We start from the raw sequence: 26,030 nt of genomic DNA, 5'->3' as shown, positions 1-26,030 counted from the left end.
CTAAGGCAGCTCTGGCAGTGTTCGAAAATCCGTCGCTCGCCCCTCGCCCGCTCCGAGCCGGCGGGGTTACCGTCGAGTAATGAGCGTGACGGACCTGGCGGGCAACGTGTCCAAGGACCTGCCGACCGAGTGGGTCGGCAACACGGTGCTGGACTTCGGCGACAGTGCGCTGATGCTGCAATGTGGCAGCACCGCCGAGGTATTGGCGTGGGCGGCGCAGTTGCGCGCCGCGGCGTTGCCGGGTGTCGTCGACGTCGTCCCCGCCGCCCGGACGGTCCTGGTCCGGCTTGACGGCCCCCGCTTCCAGGGCGTGATCCGTCAGCGGCTGCGCAAGATGCGAGTCACCGCCGAGGAGTCCGCCGAGCCGGATCGGCGTGCCGACGTGGTCATCGACGTCGCGTACGACGGACCCGACCTCGCAGAGGTCGCGGGTCACACCGGGCTGACCGTCGCGCAGGTGATCGAGGCCCACACGGGCGGACTGTGGCGCGTCGGATTCAGCGGGTTCGCACCGGGTTTCGCATATCTGGTCGACGGCGACGCGCGCCTGCGGGTGCCGCGTCGCTCGGAGCCCCGCACGTCGGTTCCGGCCGGCGCGGTCGGCCTGGCCGGGGAGTTCAGCGCCGTCTACCCGCGCCAGTCGCCGGGCGGCTGGCAGCTCATCGGCCGCACCGACGCGGTCCTGTGGGATCTCGAACGGCCCGAGCCGGCGCTGCTGACGCAGGGCATGTGGGTTCAGTTCCGGGCCGTCTGAGTTAAGGAGATCGTGGTGCCATCCCTGGAGATCCTTCGCACCGGACCGCTCGCCGTCGTCCAGGATCTGGGCCGGCCCGGGCTGGCCCACCTGGGAGTGAGCCGGTCGGGCGCCGCCGACCGGCGCGCGCACCAGCTGGCTAACCGGCTGGTGGCCAACCCGGGTGATCGCGCCACCATCGAGGTGACGTTCGGCGGTTTCGCGGCCCGGGTGCGCGGCGGCGACATCGACATCGCGGTGACGGGCGCCGACACCGACCCGACCGTCGATGGAATCAAGTTCGGCACCAACAGCATTCAGCACGTCCGCGACGGCCAGGTGATCGCGCTCGGCACGCCGCGCGCCGGGCTGCGGACCTACCTCGCGGTGCGGGGCGGCATCGCCGTGCAGCCGGTGTTGGGATCGCGCAGCTATGACGTGATGTCGGCTATCGGCCCCGCCCCACTGCGGGCTGGAGACCGGCTTCCCGTCGGCGAGCACACCCGCGACTACCCCGAACTCGACCAGGCCCCGGTGGGCGCGATCCCCGGCGACGCGGTCGAGCTGGGCGTGGTGCCCGGGCCGCGCGACGATTGGTTCGCCGACCCCGATGTTCTGGTGCACAACAATTGGGTCGCCTCCGACCGCAGCGACCGCGTGGGCATGCGATTGGTCGGCCGTCCCCTGCAGTACCGTTACCCGGACCGGCAGCTGCCCAGCGAGGGCACCACGCGTGGCGCAATTCAGGTGCCGCCCAACGGATTACCCGTGATTCTTGGCCCCGACCACCCGGTGACCGGAGGTTACCCGGTGGTCGGCGTGGTGATCGACGAGGACATCGACAAGATCGCCCAGGTGCGTCCCGGGCAGTCGGTTCGCCTGCACTGGTCACGCCCGAGGGTGCTGGTGGCCGCCCAGGCGCCGGCCGCCGGCGCCGGCTGGCCGTTTTCCTGACCGTGATGTATTCCAGCTCACACAGAGCCGCGCGCCGGGCTCGAATCACCGCTAATCGGCGGTGATTTCGCGGCCTGACGCCCTACAGGTACTTACCAGATAACTGGTAATCAACTAACAGGCGATTCCGGGTCGTTTGAGTTGACCCATTCCCGCCCCGAATGTGAACATCGAAATGCACGGCGGGGCATGCCTCTTCATTCTCTGCGCCCAGATTTCCCCCCGCTGCGCCGGTGAGCGACGACACCTGGCGCGGATAAAGCCGAATGCGCCGGTGAGTGGGCCTGACGAGAGGGAAAGTTATGCACGCCAGGTTGCGCGGCACCATGAGCGCCGGCGGCGCCCCGTCAACCCAACGCGCACAGTCGGATTCATCGTTGACGAAAGGTGAGAATCGGATGGCCCGCAATCACCGCATCGCGGACTGGAATCCGGAAGACACGGCTGCCTGGGAGGCCGGCAACGCCAAGATCGCCCGCCGCAACCTGTTGTGCACCGTCGCAGGCGATCACGTCGCCTTCTCGATCTGGACGCTGTGGCCCGTCATGGCGCTGTTCATGCCCGAGCACGTCTACGGCTTCTCCGCCGGTGACAAGCTGCTGCTCGGCGCCGTCGCAACCCTGGTCGGCGGCCTGGCCCGGATCCCCTACACGCTGGGCATCGCCGCCTTCGGCGGCCGCAACTGGACCGCCTTCTCGGCGTTCGTGCTGCTGATCCCGACGGCAGGCACGACCGTGTTGTTGGCCAATCCCGGTCTGCCGCTGTGGCCGTTCGTGGTGTGCGCCGCGCTGACCGGGCTGGGCGGCGGCAACTACGCGGCCTCGCTCGCCAACGTCAACGCCTTCTACCCGCAGCGGCTCAAGGGGTCGGCGCTGGCCGTCAACGCCGGCGTCGGCAACCTCGGGGTGGCGGTGATCCAGCTCGTCGGGCTGTTGGTGCTCGCCACGGCGGGACACGAGGCGCCGTACTGGGTGTGCGCGGTCTACCTGGTGATGCTCGCGGCGGTCGGGGTCGCGGCGGCGCTCCTGATGGACAACGTCGGCCACGGCACCGAGATCAACACAATGCGCTCGATCCTTTCCGAGCGCGACACCTACGTGATCTCGCTCCTCTACATCTGCACCTTCGGTTCCTGGATCGGGTTCGCGTTCGCCTTCGGCCAGGTGATGCAGGTCAACTTTCTGGCCAACGGCGAAACGGCCAAACACGCGGCGCTGCACGCCGCGCAGGTGGCCTTCGTCGGGCCGCTGCTGGGCTCGCTGGCCCGGATCTACGGCGGCCGGTTGGCCGACCGCAAGGGCGGCAGCCGGGTCACGCTCGGTGTGCTGGCCGGCATGGCTTTGGCCGCCGGATTGCTCGTCGTCATCAGCGCGTTCGACGACCACAACGGCGGGGGTCGCTCGACCAGCATGGTCGGCTACGTCGCCGGGTTCATGGTGCTGTTCGTGTTGTCCGGGATGGGCAACGGCTCGGTGTTCAAGCTCATCCCGTCGGTCTACGAGGCGCGCAGCCGGGAGCTCGCGATGGGTGAGGCGGAGCGCAGGCACTGGGCGCGCGCCAGGGCGGGATCGCTGATCGGCGTCTGCTCGGCGGTCGGCGCGCTCGGCGGCGTGGGCATCAACCTCGCGCTGCGCCAGTCCTACCTCGCCACCGGGACGGAGACGTCCGCGTATTGGGCGTTTCTCGGTTCCTACGTGGTGGCCGGACTCGTCACCTGGCTGGTGTACGCGCGCCGTCCGGCGCTGCCCGTCGACGCGGGCAGTGAGACGGCAGCCGCGCTGGCCCGCGTGTGAGCGCAGCCTCATTGTGGGCAATGCGCAAGCAATTGCCGGGTAACGCAACGGAAATCTGACAGGCATACACAGGAAATATGGGCCAGCCCGACTCCCCGCCGCTGACGGGTTACCGCATCGCGGTGACCTCGAGTCGGCGTTCCGAGGAGCTTTGCGCGCTGCTCAGCCGCCAAGGCGCCGAGGTGTGCAGCGCGCCGGCGATCAACATGATCGCCCTGCCCGACGATGACGAACTGCACAGAAACACCGAGGCGTTGATCGCCGAGCCGCCCGACATCTTGGTCGCGCACACCGGCATCGGGTTCCGCGGCTGGCTGGCCGCGGCCGAAGGCTGGGGGTTGGTCAGCCCGCTGCTCGACGCTTTGTCGAACGCGCGGATCGTCTCGCGCGGCCCGAAGGCCACCGGGGCGCTGCGCGCCGCGGGCCTGCACGAGGAATGGTCACCGGATTCCGAATCCTCGCAGGAAGTGCTGGAATACCTGCAGAAGTCGGGGGTATCGGGGGCGCGGGTGGCGGTCCAACTGCACGGCGCCGCCGATGCGTGGGATCCCTTCCCGGAGTTTCTAGGCGGCCTGCGGCTGGCGGGGGCCGACGTCGTGCCCGTCCGGGTGTACCGGTGGAAGCCAACACCGTTGGGCGGCACGTTCGATCAGCTCGTGATGGGGATCGCGGGCCGGCAGTTCGACGCGGTCACCTTCACGTCGGCGCCCGCGGCCGCGGCCGTGCTGGAGCGCAGCCGCGAGCTCGACGTCGAAGACCAACTGCTGGGGGCCCTGCGCACCGACGTGCACGCGATGTGCGTCGGCCCGGTGACCTCCAAACCGTTGATCCGAAAGGGCGTGCCGACGTCATCGCCGGAGCGAATGCGATTGGGCGCCTTGGCCCGTCATGTCGCCGAGGAACTCCCGCTGCTGGGTTCGTGCACCGTGCGGGCGGCCGGCCACACGGTCGACATCCGCGGCACCTGCGTGCTGGTGGACGGCGCGATCAAGGTGCTCTCGCCCTCCGGCATGGGGATATTGCGGGCGCTGGCGAAACGCCCCGGCGACGTCGTCCCGCGGGCCGACCTGTTACGCGCGCTGCCGGGCAGCAGCAACGACCCGCACGCAGTCGACACCGCAGTGCTGCGGCTGCGAACGGCTTTGGGCGACAAGAACATCATCGCGACGGTGGTCAAGCGCGGCTACCGGCTCGCCACCGAACAACGGGCTGACTCCGCATGGCACTGATCCTGGTTGCGCACGGCACCCGCAGGCCCGAGGGCGTGGCCATGGTCGAAGGCCTTGCCGCGCAAGCAAGTTCGCTGATCGGGCGGCCCGTGGAGGTCGCTTTCGTCGACGTGTTGGGGCCCACCCCCAGCGAGGTGCTGTCGCGGGCGCGGGCCACGGGCCGGCCCGCCATCGTGCTGCCCGCGTTCTTGTCCCGCGGTTATCATGTCCGCGCGGACCTACCGGCCCACGTCGAGCTCAGTGGGCACCCGAACGCCGTGGTCACACCGGCACTGGGCCCCAGCGGTCAAGTCGCCCGAATCGTCGGGGATCAACTGGTCAAATGTGGTTGGCGCCCAGGCGATTCGGTGATCCTTGCGGCGGCGGGCACATCGGACACCCGCGCGCGCGCCGACCTGCACACCACCGCGACGCTGGTGTCGGCGCTGACCGGGGCACGGGTGAGCCTGGCGTTTGCGGTGACGGGGGATCCGCGGCTGCCCGAGGCGGTGGACGAGGCGCGGCGCCGGGCGCGCAGCAGCGATGCGCGCGTCGTGGTCGCCTCGTACCTGCTGGCCGACGGCCTCTTCCAGGAACGGCTGCACGCCTGCGGCGCCGACCTGGTCAGCCAGCCGCTGGGCACCCATCCCAGCCTCGCCCGCCTGATCGCCAATCGCTTCCGCCGGGCCATGCCACCGGCCCTCGCCCGCACCGCCCGGCACGCGTCGCGCCGATCCGGCGCGCAGCGCTTGGTTCACGACCGGGTCATGTGGCCGAATTCCGCAGCCTGAGAATGGCCTGACCGCTTCGGCCACGGGCGCGCCGACGACCGGCGACGCTTGATCTTTGGTCCGATACCGGCGATCCTGGCACCATGCCCCGTCGCGAAGAGCCGTCGCGAGGGCTCCTTGACCCGGTCGCCAAGATGCTGCGGTTGCCCTTCGGCACACCGGAATTCATCGACAAAATCGTCACCGGCGGGGTCAACCAGGTGGGCCGGCAAACGTTGCGCATGCTGATCACCACGTGGGACGCGGCGGGCGGCGGCCCCTTCGCCGCCAGCGCGATAGCGTCCACCGGCATGGCCAAGACCGCCGAGACCGTGCAAAGCATGTTCGTCGGCCCGGTTTTCGGCCCCCTGCTGAAACTGCTTGGGGCGGATAAGGCCGCCACCCGGGCATCGCTGTGCGCCTCGCAGCTCGTGGGCCTCGGCATCATGCGCTACGGCATCCGCTCCGAGCCGCTGCACTCGATGTCGGTCGACGCGATCGTCGACGCCATCGGCCCGACGATGCAGCGCTACCTCGTCGGCGACATCACCCGCTAGGCGGCGATCCGACCGACCTGGACGAAGCCGTCGGCGGTGACGCGCGCCGGGTACACCGGCACCGAATAGTTCGGATCATCCAGGCAGGTACCGTCTTCCAGCGAGAAGGCCTGCTTGAGGATCGGCGATTGCACCGCCACGCGGCCGCCGCGGTCCCCGACGATTCCACGCGAGAGCACCGCCGCGCCGGAGAACGGGTCCACGTTGCCCACGGCGTACACCTCGCCATCGTCCAGCCGGAACAACGCGGCCTGGGAGCCGTCGTCGAGCAGCACGCCGACCCCACGTCCCGGGATCAGGCGGTCGTACTCGCAGGCCGTGGTCCATACCTGAATGTCGTTGAGAAGTGTCATGATTGTTCTCCAGCTCCCGTACGGATCTTCGGCATCCCAATGGACACAGGGATTTTGCGACCGGCGTGTTCGGTGAATTCCACCGTCGAGTCGACGACGTCCGGGGCGTTGACGAACGAGACGAAGCGCGACAGCTTGTCCGGGTCGTCGAGCACGCCCTTCCATTCACACTTGTAGTTCTCCACGTGCCGCTCCATCGCGGCCTCGAATTCCCCGGCCAGCCCCAGCGAGTCCTCGCACACGACCTCGCGGACGTGGTCGAGCCCGCCCTCGAGCGAATCGACCCAGGGCGCCGTGCGCTGCAGCCGGTCGGCGGTCCGGATGTAGTACATGACGAACCGGTCGACGTAGCGGACCAGCGTCTCGGTGTCCAGGTCGCTGGCCAGCAGCTGGGCGTGCTTGGGCGTCATCCCGCCGTTGCCGCCGACGTAGAGGTTCCAGCCCTTTTCGGTGGCGATGACGCCGACGTCCTTGGAGCGCGCCTCGGCACACTCCCGCGCGCAGCCCGAGACGCCCATCTTGATCTTGTGCGGCGCCCGCAGACCCCGGTACCGCAGCTCCAGGTCGATGGCCAACTGCACCGAATCCTGCTGGCCGTAGCGGCACCAGTCGGTGCCGACGCAGCTCTTCACCGTGCGCAGCGCCTTGCCGTAGGCGTGGCCGGACTCCATGCCACCATCGACCAGCCGGCGCCAGATCTCCGGCAACTGGTCCACCCGGGCGCCGAACATGTCGATCCGCTGGCCGCCGGTGATCTTGGTGTAGAGCCCGAAGTCCTGGGCGATCTGGCCGATCAGGATCAGATGCTCGGGCTTGATGTCGCCACCGGGAACCCGCGGCACCACCGAGTAGCTGCCATTCTTCTGGATGTTGGCCAGGAAGTGGTCGTTCGAATCCTGCAGCGAGGCCTGCTCACCCTCGAGGATGTGGTCCGAGCCGGTGGACGCCAGGATGGACGCGACCACGGGTTTGCAGATGTCGCAACCCTTTCCGCGTCCGAAGCGCTCCAGCAGGCCGGAAAAGGTGCGGATCTCGGTGGCCGAGATGATCTCGAAGAGCTCGGCCCGCGACTGGCTGAAGTGCTCGCACAGCGCCTTGGACTGTTCCACGCCCTCGGCTTCCAGCAGCTGCTTGAGCAGCGGCACGCATGACCCACACGAGGTGCCGGCCGCGGTGCACGACTTCAGCGACGGCACGTCGGCGCAGCCGTCGGCGATCGCGCACTTCAGGTCGCCCTTGGTGACGTTGTTGCACGAGCAGATCTGCGCGGAATCCGGCAGCGCGCCGACCCCGAGCGCCGGCGCCTCGCCGGATACCGGCGCGATCAGTGCGAGCGGATCGCCGGGCAACTCGCTGCCGACCATCGGCCGCAGCACCCCGTACGCCGAGGCGTCGCCCACCAGGACCCCGCCGAGCAGGGTCTTCGCGTCGTCGGACAACACCAGCTTGGCGTAGGTCCGCTTGACCGCGTCGTTGATCGCGACCTCGAGGCAGTTCTCGGTGACCCCCATCGCGTCGCCGAAGCTTGCGACGTCGACGCCGAGCAGCTTGAGCTTGGTCGACAGGTCGGCCTCGCCGAACTCGGCGGCACCGTCCAGCAGGCGATCGGCCACCACCTCGGCGGAGGTGTAGCCGGGACCCACCAGGCCGTAACAGCGACCCTGGATCGCGGCGACCTCGCCGACCGCGTAGATGTCCGGATCGCTTGTGCGGCATGCCAAGTCGGTGAGCACACCGCCGCGTTCGGCAAGCTCCAAGCCCGCCGCCCTGGCCAGTTCGTCGCGCGGCCGGATGCCGGCCGCGAAGATGACCAGCCCGGCGTCGATGACCTCGCCGTCGGTCAGGCGCACCCGCACCGACGACACCCCGTCCGAGTGGTCGATCGCCTCGATCGATTCGGTACCGGTGCCCACATGGACCGCGATGCCCAGCTCACCGATCATCTTGGCCAGCAAGGCGCCGCCGCCCTCGTCGATCTGCTGGGCCATCAACCGCGGCATCATCTCGACGACGTGCGTCTGCAAACCGAACTGGCGCAGCGCATTAGCGGCTTCCAGACCCAGCAGGCCGCCGCCGATCACCACGCCCGCGGGGGCGCGACCGGCGTCTACCGTCCGCTGGGCGTCGGCCCGGATGGCGTCGAGGTCGTCCAGCGTGCGGTATACGTGGCACGCCGGCAGGTCGTGGCCCGGCACCGGCGGGACGAAAGCATACGACCCGGTGGCCAGCACCAGCGTGTCGTAGCCGTGCCGCTGCCCGTCGGCCGTCACCACCGCCTTCGCGTCGCGGTCGATTTTGGTAACGCGAGCATTCAGTACCAATCGAACCTGTTCGTCACCCGCGTAGTCGTTGCCCGGCAGCGCCAGCAGCTTGCGGTCCCAGCTTTCGGTGTACGAGGTCAGCCCGACGCGGTCGTAAGCCGCGTCCGCCTCCTCGGCGAAAACCGTGATACGCCACAATCCTTCGGTGTCGCGCGCGCGGAGCGCCTCGACCAGCCGGTGCCCCACCATGCCGTGCCCGACTACGACAATGTGACGGCCCGCACAGTGCGCGCGCGAAATCCCGTCTGCAGCCATGGCTTTGAGATTAGCGGCCGGAAATTACCGCGATTTCGCTCAATGTGACGGTCCTATGACGAGGATCTCACAACTCACAGGGGGCCTTGTGAATATTCGTTCGCCCACGGCGAACGCCTAGGTGGAACTTTAGCGTGGTCGACTCATGTTTCCTCTTGTAGCCGGCCAGAAGGGCGCCGGACACAGCAAACCCACAACAAAGCTCAAGGAAGCACAAGGAGATCGCCATGAGTAACGTCGCATTGTGGTCGCGGCCAGCCTGGAACACCGACCGGTGGTTGCGCGACTTCTTCGGCCCCGCCGCCGCATCGGATTGGTACAAGCCGGTGACCAGCGGTTTCAACCCCGCCGCGGAGATCGTCAAGGACGGCGAGGACGCGATCGTACGGGTCGAACTCCCCGGCGTTGACGTCGAGAAGGACGTCAACGTGGAGGTGGACCGCGGCCGCCTCGTCATCCACGGCGAACGCCGGGATGAGCACTCGGAGGAGAAGGACGGGCGCACCCTGCGCGAGGTCCGGTACGGCTCCTTCCGCCGGTCCTTCGCCCTGCCCGCCCACGTCACGGGAGACGCGATCACGGCTTCCTACGACGCCGGGGTCCTCACCGTGCGGGTCACCGGCGCCTACGCCGGCAGCCAGGCGCAGCGCATCGAGATCACCAAGTAAAAAGTAGGCAACGAGCCGGCGGGGTCAGTGGCCCCGCCGGATTCGCTTGCGCCACAGCGTGTTCGGCGCGGATCAGCCCCAGCGGGCCAGCAGTTCCTTCGCCCGGCCGCCCAGCGCGGCCTGAAAGAACGGGCCGAAGCTGATTCGCGCCACGCCCAGCGGCCCGAACGTCGACGGGTCGTCCTGGTCGGGCAGCGCGATCGCGTTGACCGGCAGCGGCAGCTCTGCGGCCAAGCGGCGCAAGGTATCCGGGTCGTGGCGACCGACCGGGTACAACACGTCGGCGCCCGCGTCCGCCGCCTGGGTCAGCCGCGCGACGGCCCTGTCGACCCGGTCCGACGCGTCACCGTCCTGGCGCAGGAACAGGTCCGTGCGGGCGTTGATCACGACGTGCACCCCGGCCGCGTCGGCGGCCGACCGCAACGCCCCCACCAGTTCGGCGTGCTCGCCGGCGGACCGCAGCCGCTTGCCCTCGGAGTGCACGGTGTCCTCGATGTTGAGGCCGACCGCGCCGACGCCCAGCAGGCCGTCGATCAGGCGCTCGGCGGCGAGCCCGTAGCCGGATTCGACGTCGACCGACACCGGGGCGTCGACCGCGTCGGTGATCTGGGAGACGCGCGTCAGCACGTCGTCGAACGACATGCCCTCCCCGTCCGGTTTGCCGATCGAGTCCGCCAGTGGGTGGCTGCCCACCGTCAGGGCGGCGAAACCCGCGTCGACTGCGAGGCGGGCCGACCACGCGTCCCACACGGTCGGCAGGATCACCGGGTCGCCGGGCCGATGCAGAGCGAGCAGCGCCGTGGCCCGCTCGGCGACGGTTTGACCGCTCATGAGGTGTTTGCTCCTCGATCGCCCGAAGTGTTCCGTCTGACATCAAGGCTGTGCGGTGGATAGTATTCGGAAGCGTACTGTGATCCGTAACACCGTCTGCCCGAGGAGATCCGTTGAGCACCACGACTGAACTCGCCGAACTTCACGACCTGATCGGCGGCCTGCGGAGGTGCGTGGGCTCGTTGAAGAGTCGATACGGCGACAGCCCCGCGATGCGGCGGATCGTGATCGATGCCGACCGGATCCTCTCCGACGTCGAACTGCTCGACACCGACGTGTCCGAATTGGACTTGGCGCGCGCCACCGTGCAGCAGTCCGGCGAGAAGATCGTCATTCCCGACACCCAGTACGACAGCGACTTCTGGCGCGATGTCGACGACGAGGGTGTCGGGGGTCACAGCAGGTCCTGACAACCGCGGACAACCCAAGCCCCCCGGAAATGAGGGGGTGCTCTCTGTGTACCCTTCGACCAACAGCCCGTTCGAAGAGGAACACTAGATGAGCGCACCCACGGCGAACCGTCCTGCGTCAGGTGTCTTTTCACCCGCGCGCGCCCGCATCCCGCAACGCACCCTACGCACCGACCGGTGGTGGATGTCGCCGCTGCGGATCGACTTGGGCTTCGCCGCCTTCCTCATCTACGCGACCGCGCGCGCGTTCCAGCAGGATTACTTCTTCGTCCCCAAGTACCACTACCTGACGCCGTTCTACTCACCCTGCGTGAGCAAGGCCTGCGGCGAGGCCGGCGACTTCTGGCCCCAGATCTTGCCCGACGTGTGGTGGTTGCCGTACGCGGCGCTGACCCTGCCGTTCCTGCTGCTGTTCCGGCTCACCTGCTATTACTACCGCGGCGCCTACTACCGGACGGTGTGGCAGTCCCCCAGCGCCTGCGCGGTGGCCGAGCCGCGTGTCCACTACACCGGCGAGACCAGGTTCCCCCTGATCGTCCAGAACAGCCACCGGTACTTCTTCTACATCGCGGGCATCATCTCGGTGATCAACACCTACGACGCGATCATCGGTTTCCACTCCGACTCGGGCCCGCACGGCTTCGGGTTCGGCCTCGGCAACCTGATCATGGTGGGCAACGTCATCATGCTGTGGGTCTACACGCTGTCCTGCCATTCCTGCCGGCACGTCACCGGCGGGCGGCTCAAGCACTTCTCCAAGCACCCTGTGCGGTACTGGATCTGGACCCAGGTCAGCAAGATCAACACCCGGCACAAGCTGTACGCCTGGGTCACGCTGGGCACCCTGATGCTCACCGACTTCTACATCGCGCTGGTGGCCAGCAACACCATCCCTGACCTGAGATTTGTTGGCTGAGAAGCCATTCGAACAACAATTCCGGACTTAGCTAGCGAGGGTTTTCATGGTTGAGGTCGAGCGGCATGGCTACGACGTAGTCGTCATCGGCGCCGGCGGCGCGGGGCTGCGCGCGGTCATCGAGGCGCGGGAACGCGGCCTCAAGGTCGCGGTGGTGTGCAAGTCGCTGTTCGGCAAGGCCCACACGGTGATGGCCGAGGGCGGGTGCGCGGCGTCGATGGGCAACACCAACCCCAAGGACAACTGGAAGACCCACTTCGGCGACACGATGCGCGGTGGGAAGTTCCTCAACAACTGGCGGATGGCCGAGCTGCACGCCAAGGAGGCGCCGGACCGCGTCTGGGAGCTGGAAACCTATGGGGCGCTGTTCGATCGCCTCAAGGACGGCAAGATCAGCCAGCGCAACTTCGGCGGGCACACCTACCCGCGCCTGGCGCACGTCGGTGACCGCACCGGCCTGGAGCTGATCCGGACCATGCAGCAGAAGATCGTCTCGTTGCAGCAGGAGGATTTCGCCGAGCTCGGCGACTACGAGGCGCGGATCAAGGTGTTCGCCGAGTGCACCATCACCGAACTGGTCAAGGACGGTGACGCGATCGCCGGCGCGTTCGGCTACTGGCGCGAGACGGGTCAGTTCGTCCTGTTCGAGGCGCCCGCGGTGGTGCTCGCCACCGGCGGCATCGGCAAGTCGTTCAAGGTCACCTCGAACTCGTGGGAGTACACCGGCGACGGGCACGCGCTGGCGCTGCGGGCGGGTGCGTCGCTGATCAACATGGAGTTCGTCCAGTTCCACCCGACGGGCATGGTGTGGCCGCCCAGCGTGAAGGGGATCCTCGTCACCGAGGGCGTCCGCGGTGACGGCGGGGTGCTGAAGAACTCCGACAACAAGCGGTTCATGTTCGACTACATCCCACCGGTGTTCAAGGGCCAGTACGCCGAGACCGAACAAGAGGCCGACCAGTGGCTCAAGGACAACGACTCGGCCCGCCGCACCCCCGACCTGCTGCCCCGCGATGAGGTCGCGCGCGCGATCAACTCGGAGGTCAAGGCCGGCCGCGGCAGCCCGCACGGCGGCGTGTTCCTCGACATCGCGTCCCGGCTGACGCCCGAGGAGATCAAGCGGCGCCTGCCGTCGATGTACCACCAGTTCAAGGAGCTGGCCGGCGTCGACATCACCAAGGAGCCGATGGAAGTCGGGCCCACCTGCCACTACGTGATGGGCGGCGTCGAGGTCGACGCCGACACCGGCGCGGCCACCGTGCCGGGCCTGTTCGCCGCGGGCGAGTGCTCCGGCGGCATGCACGGCTCCAACCGGCTGGGCGGCAACTCGCTTTCGGACCTGCTGGTCTTCGGCCGGCGCGCCGGCCTGGGCGCGGCCGACTACGTGCGGGCGCTGAGCAGCCGTCCGACGATCTCGGCCGAGGCCGTCGAGACCGCGGCGCAGCGGGCGCTGTCCCCCTTCGAGGCACCGCCCAACGGCGCCCCGGCGGAGAACCCCTACACGCTGCAGCTCGAGCTGCAGCAGTCGATGAACGATCTGGTCGGCATCATCCGCAAGGCGGACGAGGTGTCCGAGGCGCTGGCCCGGCTCGACAATCTGCGCGAGCGGTTCAAGAACCTGCACGTGGACGGCGGACGGCGGTACAACCCGGGCTGGAACCTGGCCATCGACCTGCGCAACATGCTGCTGGTCAGCGAGTGCGTCGCCAAGGCGGCGCTGGAGCGCACCGAAAGCCGCGGCGGCCACACCCGCGACGACCATCCGTCGATGGATTCGTCGTGGCGCAAGGTGCTGCTGGTCTGCCAGGCCGCCGGCGGCGACGAGGTGATCCCGGACATCAGCATCACCCGCAAGGATCAGGTGCCGATGCGATCCGATCTGCTGGAGCTCTTCGAGATCTCCGAGCTGGAGAAGTACTACACCGACGATGAGCTGGCCGAGCATCCAGGACGGAGAGGCTAATGACCTACAACGCGACCATGCGTGTGTGGCGCGGTGACGATGCCGACGGCGCGCTGCAGGACTTCACGGTGGAGGTCAACGAGGGCGAGGTGGTGCTCGACATCATCCATCGCCTGCAACAGACCCAGACGCCCGACCTCGCGGTGCGGTGGAACTGCAAGGCGGGCAAGTGCGGTTCCTGCTCGGCGGAGATCAACGGCGTCCCGCGGTTGCTGTGCATGACCCGGATGTCGACATTCGCCGAGGACGAGGTGGTGACGGTGACGCCGCTGCGGACGTTCCCGGTGATCCGCGACCTGGTCACCGACGTCTCCTTCAACTACGAGAAGGCCCGCGAGATCCCCGCCTTCGCGCCGCCGAAGGACCTGCAGCCCGGCGAGTACCGGATGGCCCAGGAGGACGTGCAGCGCTCGCAGGAGTTCCGTAAGTGCATCGAGTGCTTCCTGTGCCAGAACGTGTGCCACGTGGTCCGCGACCACGAGGAGAACAAGAAGGCGTTCGCCGGACCGCGCTTCCTGATGCGGATCGCCGAACTCGAGATGCATCCGCTGGACACGATGGACCGGCGCAACCAGGCGCAGGAGCAACACGGCCTCGGCTACTGCAACATCACCAAGTGCTGCACCGAGGTCTGCCCCGAGAACATCAAGATCACCGACAACGCGCTGATCCCGATGAAAGAGCGGGTCGCGGACCGCAAATACGACCCGGTGGTGTGGCTGGGCAACAAGCTGTTCCGGCGCTGACCGGGCGTTAGCCCGTCCGAGGCGCCGGGTACCCGCATAGCAACCCAACCTGAAGGCAGCGTGGGAGATATGCGAGAAACCACCAGCGTCAATGAAATTCGAACGGCGATCCGGGAGCTCTCGGCCCGCGCCGACCTTGCGCACAAGGAAGGCCGGGACGACGACGCCGCCGAGATCGAGCAGCGGATAGCGGGCTTCCGGGCGGAGCTCGGCCGCCGCCCGTAGCGGTGTTCAGGCGCCGAGGCGCCGAAACACGCTGCGATGGAACACGATCGGCGCGACGTCGGCGTCGATGGTGACTTCGTTGACCCGGAGCACCACGATGGTGTGATCCCCGGCCGGGATCAGCTGTTCGATCGCGCTCTCCAGCCACAGGCCGGTGCCCTTGATGAACACCGCGCCGCTCTCCCGGGATTCCGTCTCCAGGCCGGCGAACCGGTCGCCGGTCTTGGCGGCCAGCGTTCGCGCCGCCTCGTCATGGGCCTCGCCGAGCACGCTGATGCCCAGCATGGGCAGGTCTTTGAGCTTGGGCCACGTCGTCGACGTGTTCTGCACGCAGAACGACACGAGCGGCGGGTCCAGTGAGACGGGCACAAAGGTACTGGCCGCCAGGCCCTCCCGGGTGCCCTGGACTTCGGCGGCGATGGCCACCACCCCCGAGGGGAAGTGGCCGAAGGCCTCGCGAAGTGTGGACGGTGTCAGGTTCGTGTGCGAGTTCACCGGAATTCATTCGCCCCTTGAGCCGAGAACGGGATTCTCGTCCCCGACCCTACCTGCCGAATACCCGTGCGCTGAAGCCACATCGGGGTGCGCGCGCAACCGGCTCTTCCAAGCGTTGCGGCCGTAGACGGAGAAGATGGGATCCGCCGGGTCGGCCACGCGGCCGGCACGCGCCCGCAGTTCCGGGGGCAGCGTCAACACGGGGATCTGTGCGTCCAGGCGCGGGTTGAAGAAGTACGGCACCGAGATGCGATCCGCCCGCTGCCCGTCCAGGGTCACCCGGTGCTCGGTGGCCCGCAGGTAGCCCCCGGTCGCCACCTCGAGCAGCTCACCGATGTTGATGACGAATGCGCCGTCGGTGGGCGGCACGTCGATCCACTCCCGGGCGCCGGGCCGGCGGACCTGCAGACCGCTGCTGCCCGGCTCGGCCAGCAACAGCGTCAGCACTCCGGAGTCCTTGTGCGGGCCCACGCCCTGCGGCGAGGCCGCGCTTCGCGGATAGCGCACGATCTTGATCAGGGTGGCGGGCGTCTCGGCGAAGGCCGGCTCGAACACGCCCGGCGGACTGCCCAGGGAGGCCGCCCAGTGCCGGAGCAGGGTGCGGGCCACCCCGGACAGCGCGGCGTCCCAGTCGGCGATGATGCCGGGCAGCTCGGGCAATGACGCCGGCCACTGGTTGGGCCCCTGCAACCACAGGTAGTCGGGCCTGCCGGGGCCGCCGACCGGGGCGCGTTCCGGCCCGATGTCGATCTGCTCCCGCCAGTCCACCCGGCCGCGGGTCAGCTCGCCACCCAGCTGGGTATAGCCGCGGAAATGCGGGCTACGGACCATGGCGACCGCGTCCTTCTCGGCGTCGGAGAGCTCGAACAGCCTGCGTGCCGCCTCCAGCAGCCTGCGGGAGAGCTCGCCGGGCACACCGTGGCCGGTCAGGTAGAAGAAGCCCACCTCGTGCGCGGCCTCGCGCAACCCCCGCCGCAATTCGGCCGCCGACGTGCGCAGATCCACTACGGGCAGGGAGGTGATGCATCCCATAGTTTGAGATCCGTTTCGTTATCGCCGCAGGTCAGGCCCACCGCGCGGGCTTCCCAACCGGTTGGTTAATTAGACGATGAAATTTAGCTCACATTGACTTGCGTTGAACTGTCCGAGAGCGATATTTTAGCGGTGTTACTGGTGGGTAACTTAGAAGTAGTACCCAACCACAAGGTGGCATTCTCAACGAGGAGGAACCGTAGTGAGCCACTACAAGAGCAACGTCCGTGACCAGGTCTTCAACCTGTTCGAGGTCTTGGGCGTTGAAAAGGCTTTGGGCGCCGGCGACTACAGCGATCTGGACGTCGACACCGCGCGCGAGATGTTGTCAGAGATCAGCCGGCTGGCCGAGGGGCCCATCGCCGAGTCGTTCGTCGAGGGTGACCGCAACCCGCCGGTCTTCGACCCGAAGACCCACTCGGTGACGCTGCCGGAGTCCTTCAAGAAGTCGGTGCGCGCCGTCACCGAGGCCGGTTGGGACAAGGTCGGCATCGACGAGGTCCTCGGCGGCATGCCGATGCCCCGGGCCCTGGTGTGGGCGCTGCACGAGCACCTGCTCGGCGCGAACCCCGCTGTCTGGATGTACGGCGGCGGCGCCGGGTTCGCCAACATCCTCTACCACCTCGGTACCGAGGAGCAGAAGAAGTGGGCCGTGATCTGCGCCGAGCGCGGATGGGGTTCCACCATGGTGCTGACCGAGCCGGACGCCGGTTCCGACGTCGGTGCGGGCCGCACCAAGGCGATCAAGCAGGACGACGGCTCGTGGCACATCGAGGGCGTGAAGCGGTTCATCACCTCGGCCGACTCCGGCGACCTGTTCGAGAACATCTTCCACCTGGTGCTTGCGCGTCCCGAGGGCGCGGGTCCGGGCACCAAGGGCCTGTCGCTGTTCTTCGTGCCCAAGTTCCTGTTCGATTTCGAGACCGGCGAGCTGGGCGAGCGCAACGGCGTCTTCGTGACCAACGTCGAGCACAAGATGGGCCTGAAGGTTTCGGCCACCTGTGAGCTGTCCTTCGGCCAGCACGACGTGCCCGCCAAGGGCTGGCTGGTCGGCGAGGTGCACAACGGCATCGCGCAGATGTTCGAGGTCATCGAGCAGGCCCGCATGATGGTCGGCACCAAGGCCATCGCCACCCTGTCGACGGGCTACCTGAACGCGCTCGAGTACGCCAAGTCGCGCGTGCAGGGCGCCGACATGACCCAGATGACGGACAAGACCGCCCCGCGGGTGACCATCACGCACCACCCCGACGTACGCCGGTCGCTGATGACCCAAAAGGCCTACGCCGAGGGTCTGCGTGCGCTGTACCTCTACACCGCGACCTACCAGGACGCGGCGGTCGCCGAGGCGGTGCACGGCGTCGACGCCGAGCTGGCCGTGAAGGTCAACGACCTGATGCTGCCGGTGGTCAAGGGTGTCGGTTCCGAGCAGGCCTACGCCAAGCTGACCGAGAGCCTGCAGACCTTCGGTGGATCCGGCTTCCTGCAGGACTACCCGATCGAGCAGTACATCAGGGACGCCAAGATCGACTCCCTCTACGAGGGCACCACGGCCATCCAGGCGCAGGACTTCTTCTTCCGCAAGATCGTCCGCGACAAGGGTGTGGCGCTGGCCCACGTGTCGGGTGAGATCCAGAAGTTCGTGGACAGCGAGTCCGGCAACGGCCGGCTGAAGTCCGAGCGCGAGCTGCTGGCGAAGGCCCTGGCCGACGTCCAGGCGATGGCGGCCACGCTGACCGGCTACCTGATGGCGGCGCAGGAGGACGTGACCAGCCTCTACAAGGTGGGCCTGGGATCGGTGCGCTTCCTGATGAGTGTCGGCGACCTCGTCATCGGCTGGTTGCTGCAGCAGCAGGCCGCGGTGGCCGTGCAGGCGCTGGACGCCGGCGCCAGCGGCGACGAGCGGTCCTTCTACGAGGGCAAGGTCGCGGTGGCCTCGTTCTTCGCGAAGAACTTCCTGCCGCTGCTGGCCAGCACCCGCGAGGTGATCGAGACGCTGGACAACGACATCATGGAGCTCGACGAAGCCGCCTTCTGACAGGCAGATCAAAAGCCCCGCTTCCGAAATGGGAGCGGGGCTTTTGATTGGGCGCGGTCAATCGGGCACAGACGGGCATACAAAAAGGCCGCCGCTGGATCCCCTCACTCCAGCGGCGGCCCTTCTCGTACGCCCGTCCACGCCGACCGGCGGCCGTTTCAGGGATGCCCCGTATTGCCGTCGGGGTCGGGGGGTCAGACCACAACACGGGGTCATCCGCGCATACGGTTACCCAGCCGCCGGAGTTACTAACCCGCTGTGACCGATTTCATGGAACCGCCCACCCGGCGGGGCGCTCAGGCCTCGAGGATCGCGGCCACGCCCTGGCCGCCGGCGGCGCAGATGGACACCAGCGCACGCAGCGGCTTGGCCGCACCCTTCTGCTCCGCCTTCTTCTGGGCGAGCTGCTTGGCCGCCTGGGCCAGGATCCGCCCGCCGGTGGCGGCGAAGGGGTGCCCGGCCGCCAACGACGAGCCGTTCACGTTGAGCTTGGACCGGTCGATCGAGCCGAGCGCGGCGTCGAGGCCCAGCCGCTCCTTGCAGTAGTCCTCCGACTCCCACGCCTGCAGGTGCGCCAGCACCACCGAGGCGAACGCCTCGTGGATCTCGTAGAAGTCGAAGTCCTGCAGGCTCAGGCCGTTGCGGGCCAGCAGCCGCGGCACCGCGTAGGTGGGCGCCATCAGCAGGCCGTCGCGGCCGTTGACGTAGTCCACGGCCGCCGTTTCCGCGTCCACCAGGAAGGCCAGCGGCGTCAGCGAGTGGGCGGCCGCCCACTCCTCGGAGGCCAGCAGCGCGACCGAGGCACCGTCGGTCAGCGGGGTGGAGTTGCCGGCCGTCATCGTCGCGTCCCCGGACTTCACGCCGAACACCGGCTTGAGCTTCGCCAGCTTCTCCGCCGACGAGTCCGGACGCAGGTTGTCGTCGCGGTACAGCCCGAGGAACGGGGTGACGAGGTCGTCGAAAAAGCCGCGATCGTAGGCGGCGGCCATGTTGCGGTGGCTGGCCGCGGCCAGCTCGTCCTGGTCGACGCGCTTGATGCCCATCTGCTTGGCGGTGATCGCCTGGTGCTCGCCCATGGACAGCCCGGTGCGCGGCTCGCTGTTGACCGGGATCTGGATGCCCAGGTTGGCGGGCAGCGTGCCCACCAGCCTCAGCCGCTGGACGTTGGACTTGGACCGGCGCAACTTGAGCAGCGTGCGGCGCAGGTTGTCACCCAGGGCGATCGGCGGGTCCGAGGTGGTGTCCACCCCGCCGGCGGCGGCGACGTCGTACCGGCCGGACGCGATGCCGTCGGCCGCGGCGATGGCCGCCTGCAGCCCGGTCCCGCACGCCTGCTGCAGGTCGAACGCCGGCGTGTACGACGACAGCTCGGAGCCCAGCACGCACTCGCGGGTGAGGTTGAAGTCACGGCTGTGCTTGAGCACGGCGCCGCCGACCACCACGCCCAGCCGCTCGCCGGCCAGCCCGAACCGGTCCACCAGCCCGCCCAGGGCGGCGGTGAACATGTCCTGGTTGGACGCCTCGGCATACGCGCCGTCGGACCGGGCGAACGGGATGCGGTTGCCGCCCAGCACGGCGACGGGTCGCCGCTGCGAAATGCGCTGGTTGCTTGCCTCGGAACTTGCAGGGGCCACTGTCTTCTCCGTGTATCTGCCGTCTGTCGGTTTTGGTATGCCCGTCTGGGGCCATACTACCCACTGTTCTTACTCTGAAGTAAGTTCGTCCCCGATACGGTTGTGCTGTAGGCACACCCCGACTTCGCACGCTCATGGAAGGTAGCTCCGGTGGCTCCCAAGGTCTCGTCCGATCTGTTCTCTCAGGTTGTCAATTCCGGTCCTGGATCGTTTCTCGCCAAGCAGCTCGGGGTTCCGCAGCCCGAGACGCTGCGCCGCTACCGGCCCGGTGATCCGCCCCTGGCCGGCGCGCTGCTGATCGGCGGTGAGGGGCGGATCGTCGAGCCGCTGCGCGCCGCCCTGGACAAGGACTACGACCTGGTCGGCAACAATCTCGGCGGACGCTGGGCCGACCAGTTCGGCGGCCTGGTGTTCGACGCCACCGGGATCACCTCGCCGGAGGGCCTTCGGGGGCTGTACGAGTTCTTCACGCCGCTGCTGCGCAACCTGGGCCACTCCGCGCGGGTCGCGGTGGTCGGCACCACGCCCGACGCCGCCGCCAGCCCGCACGAGCGGATCGCGCAGCGCGCGTTGGAGGGGTTCACCCGTTCGCTGGGCAAGGAGCTGCGCAACGGCACCACGGTGGCGCTGGTGTATGTGTCGCCCGACGCCAAACCGGCTGCGACGGGCCTGGAATCGACCATGCGGTTCATCCTGTCGGCCAAGTCGGCCTACGTCGACGGCCAGGTGTTCTACGTCGGCGAGGCCGACTCCACCCCGCCGGCCGACTGGGAGCAGCCGCTGGACGGCAAGGTGGCCATCGTGACCGGCGCGGCCCGCGGCATCGGCGCGACGATCGCGGAGGTGTTCGCCCGCGACGGCGCCCGCGTCGTCGCTATCGACGTCGAATCGGCCGCCGAGGCGCTGGCCGAGACGGCCAGCCGGGTCGGGGGCACCGCGCTGTGGCTCGACGTCACCGCGGACGACGCCGTGGACAAGATCACCGAGCACCTGCAAGAGCACCACGACGGGCACGCCGACGTGCTGGTCAACAACGCCGGCATCACCCGCGACAAGTTGCTTGCCAACATGGACGACGCCCGCTGGGACGCGGTGCTGGCCGTCAATCTCCTTGCGCCGCTTCGGCTTACCGAAGGACTGGTGGGCAACGGCACCATCGGCGAAGGGGGCCGGATCGTCGGGCTGTCCTCGATGGCCGGCATCGCCGGCAACCGCGGGCAGACCAACTACGCCACCACCAAGGCCGGGATGATCGGTCTCACCCAGGCGCTGGCGCCGGAGCTGTACGCCAAGGGCATCACGATCAACGCCGTCGCGCCGGGTTTCATCGAGACCCAGATGACGGCCGCCATCCCGCTGGCCACCCGCGAGGTAGGCCGGCGGATGAATTCGCTGCTGCAGGGTGGCCAGCCCGTCGACGTCGCCGAGGCCATCGCCTACTTCGCCAGTCCGGCCTCGAATGCGGTGACGGGCAACGTCATCCGCGTCTGCGGCCAGGCCATGCTGGGCGCATAGGCCTGAGGAGATCGCGATGAATCAGCCAAGCGGCCTGAAGAACATGCTGCGCGCGGCGGCCGGTGCGCTGCCGCTGGTGTCCCGTGGCAATCAGCTGCCCACGCGCACGGTGACCATCGAGGAATTGCCCATCGACCAGGCGAACGTGGCCGAGTACGCGGCGGTCACCGGCCTGCGCTACGGCAACGACGTGCCGCTGACCTATCCGTTCGCGTTGACGTTCCCCACGATGATGTCGCTGGTGACCGGGTTCGACTTTCCTTTCGCCGCAATGGGTTCGGTGCACATGGAGAACCACATCACGCAGTACCGGCCGATCGCGGTCACCGACACCGTCGGTGTGCAGGTGCACGCGGAGAACCTGCGCGAGCACCGCAAGGGCCTGCTGGTCGACCTGGTGACCGACGTGAACGTCGGCAACGACACCGCGTGGCATCAGGTGACGACCTTCCTGCACCAGCAGCGCACCAGCCTGTCCGACGAGCCCAAGCCGGCGCCACAGAAACAGCCCAAGCTGCCGCCGCCCAGCACCGTCGTGCGCGTCAGCCCCGGCCTGATCCGGCGCTATGCCGCGGTCAGTGGCGACCACAACCCGATCCACACCAACCCGATCGCGGCCAAGCTGTTCGGCTTCCCCACCGTCATTGCGCACGGAATGTTCAGCGCCGCAGCGGTATTGGCTAACGTCGAAGCGCGGCTGCCGGACGCGGTGAAGTATTCCGTGCGGTTCGGCAAGCCGCTGGTACTGCCGGCCACCGCGGGGCTCTACGTCGACGAAACCCATGACGGCTGGGACATCTCGCTGCGCAACATCGCCAAGGGCTATCCGCACCTGACCGGGACGGTTCGGGCGCTCTAGTTCCAGCGGTTCTAGCCCGAATGCGTCGGGCCGCGGCCGTTGGCAAGGACTTTCAGCCCGTGCGCCCCGGTCGCGGTCAGCAGGAACAGAAGAAACAGCCACAGCGGCGGCCGGGCGAGCTCCCAGACGAAGATCGCCGCCCAGATCGGTGAGCCCTGCGTCACCGCGAGCACACCGGCGGCGCCGGCCAGCGATACCGCCGGCACGTGCAAGTGCGTCCCGACCGCCCAGTTGATCGCGAGCACCAGCGCAGCCCCCGCGGCCGCGCCGGTGGCCAGTGACGGCGTCAGCATCCCGCCGGCCCCGCCGGCGCGCAGGAACAGCGCGGTCAGCAGGGGTTTCAACGCGAGGATCGCGAGCGCCGACAACAGCGTCATGCCGCTGGCCAGGCTGACCGTCAGGATGCTTCGGCCGTTGCCGGGCAGTTCGGGCCACCAGTGCGAGCAGATGCCCATCACCAGCCCGGCGGCCCCGAGCGCGGGGACCAGCACCCAGTTCCGCATCGGCTTGGCCGGCCGGGCCGCCGCCATCAACCGGTTGAACGCCAGCCCCACCGCGAGCGCGACCGGCGCCAGCAGCAGCCCGTGCGCGGTCAGCAGGTAGGTGGACTCCCCGATCGGCCACTGCAGGTTCGGTTCGTCGCGGGTGATGGCCGAACCGACGGCGACCGCCAGGCTGGAGGAGATGAACGCCGCGCCCACCGCCCGCGGCTGCCAGGTGTTGAGCAGGATCCGCACCGAGAACAGCGCACCCGCCAGCGGAACGGCGTAGACCGCGCCCAGCCCGGCGCCGGCCGCACAGGCCAGCAGCACCTCGCGGTCGCGCGGCGACAGCCGCCTGAGCCAGGCGGTCCCGAAATCACCGAGGGCCGCGGCGAATTGGCGCGGGGCCCCTTCCCGGCCCAGCGACGCGCCCGACCCGACGAGCAGCACCTGCAGCATGGCGTCCAGGCTCCACGCCAGCCGCGGTATCCGCTCTCGGCTCGAGATGGTCTCGGCCATGGGCGGAACGTCGGTCCGGCTCCGCAGGAGCCACCAGCCGATCGCCGCCAGCGCGCCGCCGATCATCGGTCCCACGGCCCGGCGCACCGGGCTGCTGGCCGCGACCCCGGCGAGCAGCGCCCCGAAGGAGTAGTTGTACGTGACGTGCTGGACGAAGCGCAGCACGAACGTCGTCGCCAGCCCGGCCACGCCGGCCAGCAGTCCGACGATGATTACGGCGCAGAAGAAGTCGACGTTGCGGCGGGCGGGCGGTCGAGCCACATCACGAATCTAGGGGTTAGCGCTTGGCGGCGCCGCTCCCGCCCTTCTTGGGCAGAGCGGCGGCCGCGGCCTCCCGCTCCCCCGGTGCGCCCCGGAGGCCGTGCCAGAACAGGTTGATCATCATCTCGGCCGCCTCGTCGGCGTCGATGTCCCCGGTGGACAGCTGGTTGGCCGTCGCCTCGCCGGCGCCCACCAGCGCGACGGCCATCATCTCGTGTTCGCGTTCGGTCCGCGGGGTGCGGCTGCCGGCCCGCACCAGCCCGGCGACGAGCTCGATGATCTGTTCACGCCCCTCGCGCACCATGTGCGCGAACGCCTGCGAGCTGGTGGCCTGGGTGTACATCACGATCCACGACGCCCGGTTGGCGTCGATGTAGCGCATGAACGCCACGATCGTGTTGCGCAGCAGGTCTTTCGGGCTTTGGCTGAAGTCGATGTCGGCGCGGACCGCGTCGATGAAGCGGCCCATTTCCCGGTTCAGGCAGGCGCCGAAAAGGTCCTCCTTGGAGCCGTAGTACAGATACAGCATCGGCTTGGAGATCTGCGCCGCGGCGGCGATCGCGTCCATGGAGGTCTCGTGGTAGCCGTTGACCGAAAACATCTGGACGGCGGCGTCGAGCATTTGTTGCTCGCGGACGGCCCGCGGTAACCGCTTGGTGCCACCCGCCATCGCTCGCCTCTCTAGCTCGTCTATCTGACTCCAGAGTAAGCAACGCGCGGTGACCGCACACGCGTTAGTGGCCGACCCGCTAGTGGCCGCACGCTGGGCTGCGGCCCTTCATCGTCGCCACCCGCCCCAGCGCGTCGTCGACCCGCTGCCCGGGCAGTTCGCCGGCGGCCACGGCCTTCTGCAGCCGGTCAAGGACCGCGGGCACCTCGTCCGTGGTGACCCACAGCGCGACGTCGGTGCCGGCCTGCAGGGTGCGCAGCACCGCCTCGGCGACGCCGTACCGGTCGGAGATGGCGCCCATGCTGGACAGGTCGTCGGTGAACACCGGGCCGTTGAACGGCGGGGCGCCATAGCCGACGCCGTCGCGCAGCAGTCGCACCGCCGCGGCGCTCAGGCTCGCCGGGTCGTCACCGGTCAGCCCGGGCACCTGCAGGTGACCCAGCATCACCGCGACCGGGGCCGCGGTCACCAGCGTCCGGTAGGGCACCAGGTCGACGCCCTGCAGCTCGCTCAACGGCGGGGTCACCACACCGCCGGTGTGCGAATCCCCCGAGCCGTGCCCGTGCCCCGGGAAGTGTTTGAGCACCGGCAAAAGCCCCGCGTCGCGCAGGCCCTGCGCATACGCCCCGGCGTAGGCCGTGACCGTGTTGGGATCGCCGCCGAACGAGCGGTCCCCGATGACGCCGTCGGTGGCGTCGGTGACATCGACCACGGGGGCGAAGTCGATGGTGATGCCCAGGTCGCGCATCTTCTTGCCGCGGTCGGCCGCCAGGGCGTGGACTTGGTCGGGGGTCATGGTCTGTGCCAGTTGGCGGGGCGACGGCGCCGAGCCGATCAGCGCCCGCAGCCGCGAGACGCGGCCGCCCTCCTCGTCGACGCTCACCGCCAACGGGAGCGGTCCGGCCTTCGCCGAGATGTCGGCCAGCGGGCCCTTGAAGATCGACAGGTCCGTCCAGCTTCCGATGAAGATGCCCCCCACGTGATAGCCGTCGACCACCGAGCGGGCGTCGTCGGCGTTCTTCACGCCCACCATCAGCAGCTGCGCCAGCTTGTCGCGGACCGGGAGCGCGGTGACGTCACCGCAGGCCGGCGGCGCCGGCGCGGCCGCCGGCTTGCTGACCGAGGTCGACGGGCCGGGTGGCCGGGCGGCGTGGTGGGCGCAGCCCGCCACCAAAGCCGACACGGACGCGAGCACGGCCCCCGCGACGGTCATGGTGCGCGAGAATGACATCGGGCCATGTTTGCACGGCGGGGTCCAGGCCTCCGGGTCTGGGGAGTGGCGAGGTTTTCTTGTTCGGCCGCGCGGGCATTCGTGGGCAGGTGCTAGCTGGGCTAGCGGGGGGCGAGATCAAGGAGCCAGCGATGACCGGTTTCACCCTGGCGGCTGCGGCCAGCATCGCGGTGGGTCTGACGGTCGGCGTCGCGACCACCCTGGGCGTCACGCTCGCCGTCGCCGACCACGGCCTGACGGCGGTGCCGGTCCGTCCGGCCGCGCTGATCCCGCTCGAGCCCCACCTGGTGCAATACGGCGACCGGTGCTTTCACGGGCACTGTCTGCCCTGACGAGCGCCGACCGGGGTTCTGCTAGGTTGGCGCTAAGCCGCCGCCACGTTTTCGAAGATGCTGTGAGGAGCCGTCGATGAACCGGATCATTGCGCCCGCCGCCGCGAGCGTGGTGGTGGGTCTGTTGCTCGGCGCGGCAGCGATCTTCGGGATCACGTTGATGGTGCAGCAGGACACGAAACCGCCACTCCCCGGGGGCGATCCGCAGTCGTCAGTGCTCAACCGGGTCGAGTACGGCAACCGTAGCTAGCGGCGCAGC

At 68.7% G+C, this 26,030-nt stretch carries 26 protein-coding genes; 17 read left to right on the top strand and 9 right to left on the bottom strand.

The window, feature by feature from the left end; translation table 11 throughout:
- Nucleotides 1–79: 79 nt before the first annotated feature.
- The 6 genes from A9X05_RS03330 (at nucleotide 80) to A9X05_RS03305 (ending at nucleotide 6,015) form a co-directional block, all read left to right on the top strand.
- The gene (locus A9X05_RS03330) at nucleotides 80–754 is read left to right on the top strand and encodes an allophanate hydrolase subunit 1 (RefSeq protein WP_067779170.1); all 675 of its coding nucleotides are present in this window, start codon (nucleotides 80–82) and stop codon (nucleotides 752–754) included.
- Nucleotides 755–769: 15 nt separating this feature from the next.
- Nucleotides 770–1,687: a 5-oxoprolinase/urea amidolyase family protein gene (locus tag A9X05_RS03325; protein WP_067779187.1), complete on the top strand. Its 918-nt coding sequence runs from the start codon at nucleotides 770–772 to the stop codon at nucleotides 1,685–1,687.
- A 398-nt stretch (nucleotides 1,688–2,085) separates the two neighbouring features.
- Nucleotides 2,086–3,480, top strand: coding sequence for an MFS transporter (locus tag A9X05_RS03320; RefSeq protein ID WP_067779168.1), 1,395 nt, complete (start codon nucleotides 2,086–2,088; stop codon nucleotides 3,478–3,480).
- Nucleotides 3,481–3,557: 77 nt separating this feature from the next.
- Entirely contained in the window at nucleotides 3,558–4,709 is a 1,152-nt protein-coding gene (locus tag A9X05_RS03315) for a uroporphyrinogen-III synthase (RefSeq protein ID WP_067779165.1), read from the top strand.
- The gene (locus tag A9X05_RS03310; protein WP_067779162.1) at nucleotides 4,700–5,479 is read left to right on the top strand and encodes a sirohydrochlorin chelatase; all 780 of its coding nucleotides are present in this window, start codon (nucleotides 4,700–4,702) and stop codon (nucleotides 5,477–5,479) included. The genes A9X05_RS03315 and A9X05_RS03310 overlap by 10 nt, the downstream gene beginning before the upstream one ends.
- An 83-nt stretch (nucleotides 5,480–5,562) precedes the next feature.
- Nucleotides 5,563–6,015, top strand: a complete 453-nt coding sequence (locus A9X05_RS03305) for a hypothetical protein (RefSeq protein ID WP_067749762.1) — start codon at nucleotides 5,563–5,565, stop codon at nucleotides 6,013–6,015.
- On the opposite strand, the gene nirD is transcribed toward A9X05_RS03305, so the two are convergent.
- A complete protein-coding gene (nirD, locus tag A9X05_RS03300; RefSeq protein ID WP_067749760.1) occupies nucleotides 6,012–6,368 on the bottom strand; it encodes a nitrite reductase small subunit NirD in 357 nt (118 codons plus the stop codon). The two genes, A9X05_RS03305 and nirD, sit on opposite strands and share 4 nt — an antisense overlap.
- The gene (gene nirB / locus A9X05_RS03295) at nucleotides 6,365–8,944 is read right to left on the bottom strand and encodes a nitrite reductase large subunit NirB (RefSeq protein ID WP_082970853.1); all 2,580 of its coding nucleotides are present in this window, start codon (nucleotides 8,942–8,944) and stop codon (nucleotides 6,365–6,367) included. Before nirB ends, nirD begins: the two co-directional genes overlap by 4 nt.
- A 227-nt stretch (nucleotides 8,945–9,171) precedes the next feature.
- Here nirB and A9X05_RS03290 point away from each other — a divergent pair, with 227 nt between their 5' ends.
- On the top strand, nucleotides 9,172–9,612 hold the full coding sequence (locus A9X05_RS03290) for an Hsp20 family protein (RefSeq protein ID WP_067749755.1): 441 nt from the start codon (nucleotides 9,172–9,174) through the stop codon (nucleotides 9,610–9,612).
- Nucleotides 9,613–9,684: 72 nt separating this feature from the next.
- On the opposite strand, the gene A9X05_RS03285 is transcribed toward A9X05_RS03290, so the two are convergent.
- On the bottom strand, nucleotides 9,685–10,443 hold the full coding sequence (locus A9X05_RS03285; RefSeq protein WP_067749753.1) for an isocitrate lyase/phosphoenolpyruvate mutase family protein: 759 nt from the start codon (nucleotides 10,441–10,443) through the stop codon (nucleotides 9,685–9,687).
- Nucleotides 10,444–10,556: 113 nt separating this feature from the next.
- On the opposite strand from A9X05_RS03285, the gene A9X05_RS03280 reads away from it, so the two are divergent.
- From A9X05_RS03280 to A9X05_RS31485, 5 genes are all read left to right on the top strand, one after another.
- Entirely contained in the window at nucleotides 10,557–10,853 is a 297-nt protein-coding gene (locus tag A9X05_RS03280) for a hypothetical protein (RefSeq protein WP_067749751.1), read from the top strand.
- 88 nt (nucleotides 10,854–10,941) lie between these two features.
- Nucleotides 10,942–11,769, top strand: coding sequence for a hypothetical protein (locus A9X05_RS03275; protein ID WP_067749748.1), 828 nt, complete (start codon nucleotides 10,942–10,944; stop codon nucleotides 11,767–11,769).
- A gap of 46 nt (nucleotides 11,770–11,815) precedes the next feature.
- Nucleotides 11,816–13,732, top strand: a complete 1,917-nt coding sequence (locus A9X05_RS03270) for a fumarate reductase/succinate dehydrogenase flavoprotein subunit (protein WP_067749746.1) — start codon at nucleotides 11,816–11,818, stop codon at nucleotides 13,730–13,732.
- Nucleotides 13,732–14,478 carry a succinate dehydrogenase/fumarate reductase iron-sulfur subunit gene (locus A9X05_RS03265; protein WP_067749744.1) on the top strand — a complete coding sequence of 249 codons (747 nt, stop codon included), beginning with the start codon at nucleotides 13,732–13,734 and terminating at the stop codon, nucleotides 14,476–14,478. Before A9X05_RS03270 ends, A9X05_RS03265 begins: the two co-directional genes overlap by 1 nt.
- A 69-nt stretch (nucleotides 14,479–14,547) precedes the next feature.
- Nucleotides 14,548–14,703, top strand: coding sequence for a hypothetical protein (locus A9X05_RS31485; RefSeq protein WP_197498898.1), 156 nt, complete (start codon nucleotides 14,548–14,550; stop codon nucleotides 14,701–14,703).
- Between the two features lie 6 nt (nucleotides 14,704–14,709).
- Here the strand turns inward: A9X05_RS31485 and A9X05_RS03260 are convergent, their stop codons facing one another.
- Together A9X05_RS03260 and A9X05_RS03255 are read right to left on the bottom strand one after the other, a co-directional pair.
- A complete protein-coding gene (locus A9X05_RS03260; protein WP_067749742.1) occupies nucleotides 14,710–15,198 on the bottom strand; it encodes a flavin reductase family protein in 489 nt (162 codons plus the stop codon).
- Between the two features lie 6 nt (nucleotides 15,199–15,204).
- The gene (locus A9X05_RS03255) at nucleotides 15,205–16,230 is read right to left on the bottom strand and encodes an isopenicillin N synthase family oxygenase (protein WP_067779156.1); all 1,026 of its coding nucleotides are present in this window, start codon (nucleotides 16,228–16,230) and stop codon (nucleotides 15,205–15,207) included.
- 202 nt (nucleotides 16,231–16,432) lie between these two features.
- On the opposite strand from A9X05_RS03255, the gene A9X05_RS03250 reads away from it, so the two are divergent.
- Nucleotides 16,433–18,268 (top strand): acyl-CoA dehydrogenase, encoded by a 1,836-nt coding sequence (locus A9X05_RS03250; RefSeq protein ID WP_067749739.1) that lies wholly within the window; start codon nucleotides 16,433–16,435, stop codon nucleotides 18,266–18,268.
- Nucleotides 18,269–18,564: 296 nt separating this feature from the next.
- Here A9X05_RS03250 and A9X05_RS03245 read toward each other — a convergent pair whose 3' ends face one another.
- On the bottom strand, nucleotides 18,565–19,866 hold the full coding sequence (locus tag A9X05_RS03245; RefSeq protein WP_197498897.1) for an acetyl-CoA C-acetyltransferase: 1,302 nt from the start codon (nucleotides 19,864–19,866) through the stop codon (nucleotides 18,565–18,567).
- Nucleotides 19,867–20,052: 186 nt separating this feature from the next.
- Here A9X05_RS03245 and A9X05_RS03240 point away from each other — a divergent pair, with 186 nt between their 5' ends.
- Both A9X05_RS03240 and A9X05_RS03235 read left to right on the top strand, forming a co-directional pair.
- The gene (locus A9X05_RS03240) at nucleotides 20,053–21,417 is read left to right on the top strand and encodes a 3-oxoacyl-ACP reductase (RefSeq protein WP_067779154.1); all 1,365 of its coding nucleotides are present in this window, start codon (nucleotides 20,053–20,055) and stop codon (nucleotides 21,415–21,417) included.
- Nucleotides 21,418–21,433: 16 nt separating this feature from the next.
- Nucleotides 21,434–22,276: a MaoC/PaaZ C-terminal domain-containing protein gene (locus A9X05_RS03235; RefSeq protein ID WP_067779151.1), complete on the top strand. Its 843-nt coding sequence runs from the start codon at nucleotides 21,434–21,436 to the stop codon at nucleotides 22,274–22,276.
- 11 nt (nucleotides 22,277–22,287) lie between these two features.
- Here the strand turns inward: A9X05_RS03235 and A9X05_RS03230 are convergent, their stop codons facing one another.
- The 3 genes from A9X05_RS03230 to A9X05_RS03220 all read right to left on the bottom strand — a co-directional run bounded on the left by A9X05_RS03230 (nucleotide 22,288) and on the right by A9X05_RS03220 (nucleotide 25,439).
- Nucleotides 22,288–23,538, bottom strand: coding sequence for a chloride channel protein (locus A9X05_RS03230; protein WP_067779148.1), 1,251 nt, complete (start codon nucleotides 23,536–23,538; stop codon nucleotides 22,288–22,290).
- 16 nt (nucleotides 23,539–23,554) lie between these two features.
- A complete protein-coding gene (locus tag A9X05_RS03225) occupies nucleotides 23,555–24,208 on the bottom strand; it encodes a TetR/AcrR family transcriptional regulator (RefSeq protein WP_067751506.1) in 654 nt (217 codons plus the stop codon).
- Between the two features lie 79 nt (nucleotides 24,209–24,287).
- Nucleotides 24,288–25,439 carry a glycoside hydrolase family 3 N-terminal domain-containing protein gene (locus A9X05_RS03220; protein WP_067779145.1) on the bottom strand — a complete coding sequence of 384 codons (1,152 nt, stop codon included), beginning with the start codon at nucleotides 25,437–25,439 and terminating at the stop codon, nucleotides 24,288–24,290.
- 131 nt (nucleotides 25,440–25,570) lie between these two features.
- On the opposite strand from A9X05_RS03220, the gene A9X05_RS03215 reads away from it, so the two are divergent.
- Together A9X05_RS03215 and A9X05_RS03210 are read left to right on the top strand one after the other, a co-directional pair.
- Nucleotides 25,571–25,771: a DUF2613 domain-containing protein gene (locus A9X05_RS03215; protein ID WP_067779142.1), complete on the top strand. Its 201-nt coding sequence runs from the start codon at nucleotides 25,571–25,573 to the stop codon at nucleotides 25,769–25,771.
- Nucleotides 25,772–25,847: 76 nt separating this feature from the next.
- Nucleotides 25,848–26,021, top strand: a complete 174-nt coding sequence (locus tag A9X05_RS03210) for a DUF2613 domain-containing protein (RefSeq protein WP_065443914.1) — start codon at nucleotides 25,848–25,850, stop codon at nucleotides 26,019–26,021.
- Nucleotides 26,022–26,030: the final 9 nt, after the last annotated feature.

This window comes from Mycobacterium sp. E3298 (assembly GCF_001666895.1).
Taxonomy (GTDB): domain Bacteria; phylum Actinomycetota; class Actinomycetes; order Mycobacteriales; family Mycobacteriaceae; genus Mycobacterium.
The sequence above is the reverse complement of the archived record's forward strand: the minus strand, read 5'-3'. Positions and strand labels throughout refer to the sequence as shown.

Coding starts and splice junctions, on each gene's coding strand:
- A9X05_RS03275 (WP_067749748.1), top strand. CDS start 10,942: ATGAGCGCACCCACGGCGAACCGTCCTGCGTCAGGTGTCTTTTCACCC.
- A9X05_RS03285 (WP_067749753.1), bottom strand. CDS start 10,443: ATGAGCGGTCAAACCGTCGCCGAGCGGGCCACGGCGCTGCTCGCTCTG.
- A9X05_RS03320 (WP_067779168.1), top strand. CDS start 2,086: ATGGCCCGCAATCACCGCATCGCGGACTGGAATCCGGAAGACACGGCT.
- A9X05_RS03315 (WP_067779165.1), top strand. CDS start 3,558: ATGGGCCAGCCCGACTCCCCGCCGCTGACGGGTTACCGCATCGCGGTG.
- nirD (WP_067749760.1), bottom strand. CDS start 6,368: ATGACACTTCTCAACGACATTCAGGTATGGACCACGGCCTGCGAGTAC.
- A9X05_RS31485 (WP_197498898.1), top strand. CDS start 14,548: ATGCGAGAAACCACCAGCGTCAATGAAATTCGAACGGCGATCCGGGAG.
- A9X05_RS03215 (WP_067779142.1), top strand. CDS start 25,571: ATGACCGGTTTCACCCTGGCGGCTGCGGCCAGCATCGCGGTGGGTCTG.
- A9X05_RS03225 (WP_067751506.1), bottom strand. CDS start 24,208: ATGGCGGGTGGCACCAAGCGGTTACCGCGGGCCGTCCGCGAGCAACAA.
- A9X05_RS03210 (WP_065443914.1), top strand. CDS start 25,848: ATGAACCGGATCATTGCGCCCGCCGCCGCGAGCGTGGTGGTGGGTCTG.
- A9X05_RS03265 (WP_067749744.1), top strand. CDS start 13,732: ATGACCTACAACGCGACCATGCGTGTGTGGCGCGGTGACGATGCCGAC.
- A9X05_RS03330 (WP_067779170.1), top strand. CDS start 80: ATGAGCGTGACGGACCTGGCGGGCAACGTGTCCAAGGACCTGCCGACC.
- A9X05_RS03255 (WP_067779156.1), bottom strand. CDS start 16,230: ATGGGATGCATCACCTCCCTGCCCGTAGTGGATCTGCGCACGTCGGCG.
- A9X05_RS03310 (WP_067779162.1), top strand. CDS start 4,700: ATGGCACTGATCCTGGTTGCGCACGGCACCCGCAGGCCCGAGGGCGTG.
- nirB (WP_082970853.1), bottom strand. CDS start 8,944: ATGGCTGCAGACGGGATTTCGCGCGCGCACTGTGCGGGCCGTCACATT.
- A9X05_RS03305 (WP_067749762.1), top strand. CDS start 5,563: ATGCCCCGTCGCGAAGAGCCGTCGCGAGGGCTCCTTGACCCGGTCGCC.
- A9X05_RS03235 (WP_067779151.1), top strand. CDS start 21,434: ATGAATCAGCCAAGCGGCCTGAAGAACATGCTGCGCGCGGCGGCCGGT.
- A9X05_RS03220 (WP_067779145.1), bottom strand. CDS start 25,439: ATGTCATTCTCGCGCACCATGACCGTCGCGGGGGCCGTGCTCGCGTCC.
- A9X05_RS03270 (WP_067749746.1), top strand. CDS start 11,816: ATGGTTGAGGTCGAGCGGCATGGCTACGACGTAGTCGTCATCGGCGCC.
- A9X05_RS03290 (WP_067749755.1), top strand. CDS start 9,172: ATGAGTAACGTCGCATTGTGGTCGCGGCCAGCCTGGAACACCGACCGG.